Genomic DNA, 8,678 nt, shown 5'->3' on the forward strand with positions numbered 1-8,678 from the left:
TCCACCTCACCGACGACCAGGGCTGGCGGATGCCCGTCCCCGCCTACCCCCGGCTGACCGGGATCGGCGGTCACCGCAGGCAGTCGATGTCGGGGCCGCCGGGGCGCGGTGACGAGTCCTTCGACGGGATTCCGCACTCGGGGGCGTACACCCGGCAGGAACTGCGGGACCTGGTCCGTTACGCCGCGACGCGCGGGGTGCGGGTGGTGCCGGAGATCGAGATGCCGGGCCATGTGCGCGCGGCCCTCGCCGCCCATCCCGAGCTGGGCAACAACCCCGGGCGGCGGCTGGACGTGTGGACCCGCTGGGGCGTCTGCGACACGGTGTTCGGTGTCCACGAGGAGGTCTTCGACTTCTGCCGGACGGTGCTGGAGGAGGTCATGGACGTCTTCCCGTCCCCGTACATCCACATCGGCGGCGAGGAGTGCCCGACCACCGAGTGGGAGTCGAGCCCGGCGGCGCGGGCGCGGGCCGCCGCCGAGGGACTGCCCGACGCCCGGGCACTGCACGGCTGGTTCATGGGCCGGATCGGATCCTTCCTGACCGAGCAGGGCAGGCGCCCGGTCGGCTGGGCCGAGACGGGCACCGAACTGCCCCCCGAATTCACGGTGATGACGTGGCGCGACCCGGCCCACGCGCTGGCCGCCGCCCGTCGCGGCCATCAGGTGGTCGCCGCGCACTACCGGGCCACCTACCTCGACTACGCCCAGTCCGCCGACCCGGGCGAACCGCCCGCGCAGCCGGGTCCGCCCGTCGGTCTGCGGGCCGTCCACGGCAACCGGCCGGTGCCGGACGGCTGGGACGCGGCGGACGCGGCCCGCGTGCTGGGCACCCAGGCCCAGTTGTGGACCGAGTACGCCGGCACGCCGGAGCGGATCGAGTACCTGACCTACCCGCGGCTGTGCGCCCTCGCGGACCGGGCCTGGTCGGGCGGTCGCAGCGACTGGCCCGGCTTCGTGTCCCGCCTCGGCCGGCACACGGCACGGCTCGACGCCCTCGGCGTCGGCTACCGCCCCCTGAACCCACGGTCGCTCCAGACCACTTCCCCAGGAGCAGCGCCACCCCGGTAGGAACCAATCCCCCACGACCGTTCCGGAGAGGAACAGGTTCATGAAGTCACTCGCGAAGAGCCGGATCCGCGCGGCGGCGGCAGCCGCCGCCACCGTGGCCCTGGGCTGTACGGCCCTGGCCGGCGTCCCGTCGTCGGCGAGCGCCGCCGACGGATCGCTCAGCGTGCAGTACCGCACCAGTGCGTCGGGAGCCACCGCCGACCAGAGCGAACCCTGGCTGAAGGTGCGCAACACCGGCAGCGCCGCCGTACAGCTCAGCTCCGTCAAGGTCCGCTACTACTTCAAGGGCGAGGCGGCGGGCGACGCCTACCGGTTCGCCTGTTCCTGGGCGGTGAAGGGCTGCGCGAACATCACCGGTACGTTCGGCACGCTCGCCCACCCGACCGCCACCGCCGACCGTTACCTGGAGATCGGCTTCACCGCCGGTGCGGGATCGCTCGCCCCGGGCGCCGACACCGGTGACATGCAGCTGCGCTTCTACCGGTCGAGCTGGCAGACCCTGGTGCAGAGCGACGACTACTCCTTCGGCGCGGGCAGGACGGCGTACGGAGACTGGTCCAAGGTGACCGCGCAGCTGGCCGGCGCCACGGTGTGGGGCGAGGCCCCGGAGGGCAACGGCCCGACGGATCCCACCGACCCGACCGACCCGACCGATCCGCCGGAGGGCGCGCCCACGCTGTTCGACGACTTCAACTACAGCGGGCACACGGACCCGCAGATCGCCGCACACGGCTGGAGCGTCCGCTCCAACTCCGGTGGCCCGGGTGTGCCCGGCGCCACCTGGGCGCCGGAGAACGTCACGTTCGCCGCCCAGAGCGGGAACTCGGTGATGAACCTCGAGACGTCGACCGCGGGCAGCGGCGGGTCGACGAAACAGACCGAGATCCTGACCCAGTCGATGAAGTTCCGCAACGGCACCTATGCGGCGCGGGTGAAGTTCAACGACGCGCCGGTCTCCGGCCCCGACGGCGACCACCTCGTCCAGACGTTCTTCACGATCAACGACCTCAAGGCTCCGATGGCGGACGACTACGCGGAGTACGACTTCGAGTACCTGCCGAACGGCGGCTGGGGCGAGAGCGGCAACATCCTCTACACGACCTCGTGGGAGACCTACCGCCCGGACCCGTGGGAGGCGGTCAACGCGCACAGCGAGGCCCGGCAGAGCTTTGCGGGCTGGCACGACCTGGTCGTGACCATCGACGACAGCGCGATCACGTACTACATCGACGGCCAGTTGTTCGGGACCCACGGTGCGGCGTACCTGCCGGAGCGGGGCATGTCGATCAACTTCAACCAGTGGCTGATCGACCTGGCCGGACAGACGAGCACGACGCCGCGCTCGTACGACCAGCAGGTGGACTACGTCCTGCACGTGAAGGACCAGGTCCTCACCCCGGCGCAGGTCGGCGCCCGGGTGAGCGCGTTCCGCACGGCGGGGACGACGTTCCAGGACACGGTGCCGGCCGGGTGAGCCGGTAGCGGACACGGAGGGCGGGGCGGAGGGCCGGGGAGGCCTCCGCCCCGCCTTCGGTCTGTCCGGGGCCCGATTTCCGGACACCCCCTTGACATCGCACCCACCCTCCGGGCAATCTTCCGTTAAGCAGAAACTAACTTCCGCAATACGGAAGGAGCGCCGAAACCCTCATGGGCTACCCGGACCAGCGCTTCGATGTGAACCTTTCGATCCTCTTCACGGAACTCCCGCTCCTGGAGCGACCCGCGGCAGCCGCCGCGGCGGGCTTCACGGCGGTCGAGCTGTGGTGGCCATGGATCGAGACCCCCACCCCTCCGCAGGCCGAGCTCGACGCGCTGAAGAAGGCGCTCGACGAGGCGGGCACCCAGTTGGTGGGGCTGAACTTCTACGCCGGACAGCTGCCCGGCCCCGACCGCGGCGCGCTCTCCGTGCCCGGCACGGAGTCGGACCGCTTCCGGGCCAACATCGAGGTGGCGGCAGACTTCGCCGCCTCGGTCGGCTGCGGGGCGCTCAACGCGCTCTACGGCAACCGGGTCGACGGCGTCGACCCGGCCGCGCAGGACGAACTCGCCCTGGAGAACCTGGTCACCGCCGCCCGCGCGGCCGACCGGATCGGGGCGGTCCTGCTGATCGAGACCCTCAACAAACCGGAGTCGCCGCGCTATCCGCTGGTGAGCGCACCGGCCGGGATCGAGGTCGTGGACCGCGTCAACGCGGCGACGGGCCTCGGGAACGCGAAGTTCCTGCTGGACCTGTATCACCTGTCGATGAACGGCGAGGACCTCAGCCAGGTCATCGCCGCCTACGCCGACAGGACCGGTCACGTCCAGATCGCGGACAACCCTGGCCGCGGCGCACCCGGCACCGGATCGCTCCCGCTCGAGCAGCTGCTCGACGAGCTGACGAAGGCCGGATACGACGGCTGGGTCGGCCTGGAGTACAAGCCGGGCGACCGGCCCAGCGCCGAGTCCTTCGCGTGGCTCCCGGCCACCGCGCGGGCCGCCCGCTGAGGGCAGCGGACTCCCCTCGTACACACGCTGAATCGGAAGGCACCCTCATGAGCAACAACCTCCCCAAGGTTGCGTGGATCGGGCTCGGCATCATGGGCTCGCCCATGTCCGAGAACCTGATCAAGGCCGGTTACGACGTCACCGGTTACACCCTGGAGCAGGACAAGGTCGACCGGCTGGCCGCGGCCGGCGGGACCGGCGCCTCCTCGATCGCCGAGGCGGTCAGGGACGCGGACGTGGTCATCACGATGGTGCCCGCCTCCCCGCAGGTCGAGGCGATCGCGTACGGCCCCGAGGGCATCCTGGAGAACGCGAAGCGCGGCGCGCTGCTGGTCGACATGTCCTCGATCACCCCGCAGACCTCGGTGGACCTGGCGAAGAACGCCGCCGAGAAGGGCATCCGGGTCCTGGACGCCCCCGTCTCGGGCGGCGAGGCCGGTGCGATCGAGGCCGTGCTGTCCATCATGGTGGGCGGCGAACAGGCCGACTTCGACGCCGCGAAGCCGGTGCTCGACGCGCTGGGCAAAACCATCGTGCTCTGCGGTCCGCACGGCTCGGGCCAGACGGTGAAGGCGGCCAACCAGCTGATCGTCGCGGTCAACATCCAGGCCTGCGCCGAGGCCGTCGTCTTCCTGGAGAAGTCGGGCGTCGACCTCGCCGCCGCGCTCGACGTCCTGGGCGGCGGACTGGCCGGCTCGACCGTGCTGACCCGCAAGAAGGACAACTTCCTCAACCGGGACTTCGCTCCGGGCTTCCGGATCGACCTGCACCACAAGGACATGGGCATCGTCACGGACGCCGCCCGCAACGTCGGTGCCGCGCTGCCGGTCGGCGGCGTGGTCGCCCAGCTCGTCGCCTCGCTGCGCGCCCAGGGCGACGGCGGCCTGGACCACTCGGCACTGCTGCGCTCGGTCGAGCGCCTCTCCGGTCAGCCCGTCCAGGCCTGATCCGAAGCGGCCGGGCCCCTCCGCGGGCCCGGCCGGCACCACCCCGCCGGGTGCGTATCCCCCGGCCCACAGACTTCCGGGCGGCGTCGGCGCTGACACCTGTCCTGTCGCGCCCAGGCGCCGGCGCCGTCCGGAACACCTCTCGCTCCGCCTCTCCACCAAGAATTTCAACAAACTGTTGACGTCGGGTTCGGAGCGTACTTACGCTCCTGGAGCCCCAAGCCCCCAGGCCGTCGCAGTTCAGCAGCTCCCGTACGGAAGGTCGCCCCGACACCATGACGCAGCGCGTGCTTACGACCGAGTCCGGCGCCCCGGTCGCCGACAACCAGAACTCCGCCACCGCCGGCGCCGGCGGCCCGATCCTCCTCCAGGACGGTCACCTCCTGGAGAAGCTCGCCCGTTTCAACCGGGAGCGCATCCCGGAGCGCGTGGTGCACGCCCGGGGCTCCGGCGCGTACGGCTACTTCGAGGTGACCGACGACGTCACCGGCTTCACCCGCGCGGACTTTCTCTCCGAGGTCGGCCGCCGCACCGAGACGTTCATCCGCTTCTCGACGGTCGCCGACTCGCTGGGCGGCGCGGACGCGGTACGCGACCCGCGGGGCTTCGCGCTCAAGTTCTACACGGACGAGGGCAATTACGACCTCGTCGGCAACAACACCCCGGTGTTCTTCATCAAGGATCCGATCAAGTTCCCCGACTTCATCCACTCGCAGAAGCGCGACCCGTTCACGGGACGTCAGGAGCCGGACAACGTCTGGGACTTCTGGGCGCACGCCCCCGAGGCCACGCACCAGGTCACCTGGCTCATGGGCGACCGCGGCATCCCCGCCTCGTACCGCCACATGAACGGCTACGGCTCGCACACCTACCAGTGGACGAACGCCGCGGGCGAGGCCTTCTTCGTCAAGTACCACTTCAAGACGAACCAGGGCGTGCGCTCGCTCTCCGCCGACCAGGCCGCGGAGCTCGTCGGCAAGGACGCGAGCTCCCACCAGACGGACCTGCTCCAGGCCATCGAGCGCGGGGTGAACCCGTCCTGGACGCTGTACGTGCAGGTCATGCCGGCCGCCGAGGCCGCGGACTACCGCTTCAACCCGTTCGACCTCACCAAGGTGTGGCCGCACAGCGACTACCCGCTCCAGCGGGTGGGCCGGCTGGTCCTGGACCGGAACCCGGACAACGTCTTCGCCGAGGTGGAGCAGGCCGCGTTCTCCCCGAACAACTTCGTGCCCGGCATCGGTCCGTCCCCGGACAAGATGCTCCAGGGCCGGCTGTTCGCCTACGCGGACGCGCACCGCTACCGGCTGGGCGTCAACCACACCCACCTGCCGGTGAACGCGCCGCGCACGGCCGTCGTCGACAACTACGGCCGCGACGGACTGCACGCCACGCGCAACGGGGCCCGGCACGACAAGAACTACGAGCCCAACTCGTACGCGGGCCCGGCCCAGACGGACGCGGCCCTCTCCGCCCCGATCGCCGTCCACGGCTGGACCGGCACGCACGAGGCGCCCGCCCACACCAAGGACGACGACTTCTTCCAGGCGGGTGAGCTGTACCGGCTGATGTCGGACGACGAGAAGGGCCGGCTGATCGCCAACATCGCGGGCGGCCTGTCCCAGGTCACGCGTGATGACGTGATCGAGAAGAACCTCGCCCACTTCCACGCCGCGGACGCCGAGTACGGCAAGCGCGTGGAGGAGGCCGTCCGCGCCCTGCGCGAGGACTAGGTCTTTGGTTTGGATCAGGCGCGAGCCCGGCCTGATCCAAACGAGAGGCCCTGGGCCTCCCCCAGACCCTGCCCGCGCCGTCGCGCCCACCCGGATGAGGGGTTGCGCACGGTGCGGGCAGGACGAGGCCGCGGCGGCGGTGTGATGCCAGTGCGGTGGTGCGGGTGGCGGTGCCGGTTCCTGACCTGAACGAACCGGTCCTGCCGCCCCCTTCGCACCTCGCCGCGGCCCCTGTTCCTCCCTTTTCCCGAACGGGCGTGGAGTACGGATTACGGTCCCGTACTCCACGCCCTTTCGCGTGCGCGCCCGGGGCAGGGCCGTACCCCCCTCAGCTGTAGACCCGGACCTGGAGGTCGTACAGCTCCGCGTAGAGGCCGCCGCCCGCGGCGAGTTCCGCGTGAGTGCCCAGCTCCGAGACGCGGCCCTTCTCCAGCACCACGATCAGGTCCGCCATCCGGACGGTCGAGAAGCGGTGCGAGATGAGCAGCGTGATCGCCCCGGTCTCGGCGCTCGCCCCCGCGCACAGGTCCGCGAACCGTTCGAACAGCGCGTGCTCGGCCGTGGCATCGAGGGCCGAGGCGGGCTCGTCGAGCGCCACCATCAGGGGACGGCGACGCATCAGGGCACGGGCCAGGCCGAGCTTCTGCCACTGGCCGCCGGAGAGTTCGGCGCCGTCGCCGTAACCACGGCCGAGCAGCCCGTCGAGGCCGCCGGGGACCCGCTCCTCGACCTGTTCCGCCTCGGCGGCGCGGAGGGCGGTGTGCAGCGCCGGATCGTCGTCGAGACGGCCGAGATCTCCGATGCCGATGTTGTCGCGGAGCCGCAGTTCGAGCCTGGCGAAGTCCTGGAAGAGCGTTCCGGTCCTGGACTGCCACTGGCGGGCGTCGCATCCGGCGAGATCGGCCCCGTCCACCAGGATGCGGCCGGAGGTGGGGCGGTAGAGGCCGCACAGGAGTTTCACCAGGGTGCTCTTGCCGGCTCCGTTCTCGCCTACGACCGCCAGCGCGGTGCCCGCCGGGATGTCCAGGGTCACCTCGTCGAGGACCTTCCGGTCGCTCCCGGGGTAGCTGAAGCTGACGTTCTCCAGCCTGATGCCCCGGGTGAGCACGGCGGGTACGTCGGTGAGCGCGTCGTCGTCGTGCACAGCGGGGCCGCGCAGTTCGGCCAGCCGCTCCATGGTGCGCCCGGCGCCCTGGAGCGCGGTCAGGAGCCCGAGAGCGGTCGAGACCTGGAGGCTGATCTGCGAGGCGAGGGTGATGACAAGGATGACGTCGCCGAGGCCCGCCCCGCCGGATACCGCCCGGCCGACCACCAGGTAGATCGCTCCGCCGTAGCCGGCGGCGAAGACGAGCTGGCCCGCGGCGCGCAGCACGGCCGCGGTCAGCTGGGCGCCACCGACCACCCGGCTCGCCCGGCTCCAGTCGGCGCGGTGGCGGCGCAGGAGGACGTCCTCGGCTGCGGCGAGCCGGATCTCCTTGACCGACGACTGAGTGGTGGCCACCTCCAGCAGGTGGCGGCCCAGCCGGTTCTCGGGTGCGGCGAGCTCCTTCGCGCGGTCGATCAGGAGCTGGGCCCGGTTGCCCGCGACGACGGGGACCGCGCCGGCCAGCGGCAGGAGCAGCAGCCACGGGTCGAGCAGACCGAGCAGCACCGACGTCAGGGCCATCTGGAGCACGAGACCGCCGAGTTGGAGCACAGCCTCCAGGCAGGCCCGGGTGCGGGGCAGCTCTTCCCGGATCAGGGCGAGTGTGTCCGCGTACCCGGGGCTGTCGAACTGTTCCAGGCCGCTGCTGCCGTGGGCGAGCGCGATCACCTCGTTCTGCAGGCTCAGTTCCTCCAGCTCTCCCAGCTCGAAGTACGAGAGATGCGCGAAGTGGTTCATCATCAGTTCGAGGACCAGCAGCAGCGCGGTGCACAGGGCCAGCCAGGTGGCCACGGACGCGTCGTGTGCCACCGCGGCCGTGGTCAGCGACTTCAGGCACAGCGCGATCAGCGGTGTGGACAGGAAGCCCACGGCCATCAGGGCGACGGCCCGGGTCAGGCGCCGGGCGTCGCACCGTACGGCGATCCGCAGCAACTGGTGGACCGCGAGGAGGAGGGTCTTCACCTGGCACCTTCCGGGGTCGGAACGGGCTGAGCGGCACGCGGGAGTGTTCCGGCCGTGGCGCGTGCCGCGGCGGCCTCGGCCTGTTCCTCGGCGAAGCGCTCCGCCTGGATTCGGAACAGATCCGCGTAGCGTCCGTCGAGCGCCATCAGCTCCTCGTGGGTCCCGGACTCGGCCACCGCCCCGTCGGCGAGCACCACGATCCGGTCGGCGCGGCGCACACTGGAGAAGCGGTGCGCGACGATCACGCTCGTGATCCCCTCGGTCATCTCGAGGAAGCGGTCGAAGAAGGCCGCCTCCGCCCGGACGTCCAGCTGGGCGGTCGGCTCGTCGAGGA

The 8,678-nt window shown here is 71.1% G+C and carries 6 protein-coding genes and 1 pseudogene; 5 read left to right on the forward strand and 2 right to left on the reverse strand.

The genetic code is table 11. The features are described from left to right. The 5 genes from JGS39_RS31970 to JGS39_RS31990 form a co-directional block, all read left to right on the forward strand. The coding region (locus JGS39_RS31970) for a beta-N-acetylhexosaminidase (RefSeq protein WP_219573241.1) at positions 1 to 1,070 on the forward strand (1,070 nt) is incomplete at its 5' end. Between the two features lie 40 nt (positions 1,071 to 1,110). Beyond that, positions 1,111 to 2,544, forward strand: a complete 1,434-nt coding sequence (locus tag JGS39_RS31975; RefSeq protein ID WP_219573242.1) for a cellulose binding domain-containing protein — start codon at positions 1,111 to 1,113, stop codon at positions 2,542 to 2,544. Between the two features lie 173 nt (positions 2,545 to 2,717). Next, positions 2,718 to 3,557: a TIM barrel protein gene (locus JGS39_RS31980; RefSeq protein ID WP_219573243.1), complete on the forward strand. Its 840-nt coding sequence runs from the start codon at positions 2,718 to 2,720 to the stop codon at positions 3,555 to 3,557. Positions 3,558 to 3,604: 47 nt separating this feature from the next. Then, complete coding sequence (locus tag JGS39_RS31985; protein ID WP_219573244.1) at positions 3,605 to 4,504, forward strand: 2-hydroxy-3-oxopropionate reductase; 900 nt, start codon at positions 3,605 to 3,607, stop codon at positions 4,502 to 4,504. Positions 4,505 to 4,779: 275 nt separating this feature from the next. Further along, entirely contained in the window at positions 4,780 to 6,237 is a 1,458-nt protein-coding gene (locus tag JGS39_RS31990; RefSeq protein ID WP_219573245.1) for a catalase, read from the forward strand. A 328-nt stretch (positions 6,238 to 6,565) separates the two neighbouring features. On the opposite strand, the gene JGS39_RS31995 is transcribed toward JGS39_RS31990, so the two are convergent. After that, positions 6,566 to 8,344, reverse strand: a complete 1,779-nt coding sequence (locus JGS39_RS31995; protein ID WP_308120829.1) for an ABC transporter ATP-binding protein — start codon at positions 8,342 to 8,344, stop codon at positions 6,566 to 6,568. Beyond that, positions 8,341 to 8,678 (reverse strand): annotated as a pseudogene (locus JGS39_RS32000) (hypothetical protein); the annotation flags it as partial. The gene JGS39_RS31995 and the pseudogene JGS39_RS32000, both read right to left, overlap by 4 nt.

The organism is Streptomyces poriferorum, assembly GCF_019399235.1.
In the GTDB taxonomy this organism is placed as follows: Bacteria; Actinomycetota; Actinomycetes; order Streptomycetales; family Streptomycetaceae; genus Streptomyces; species Streptomyces poriferorum.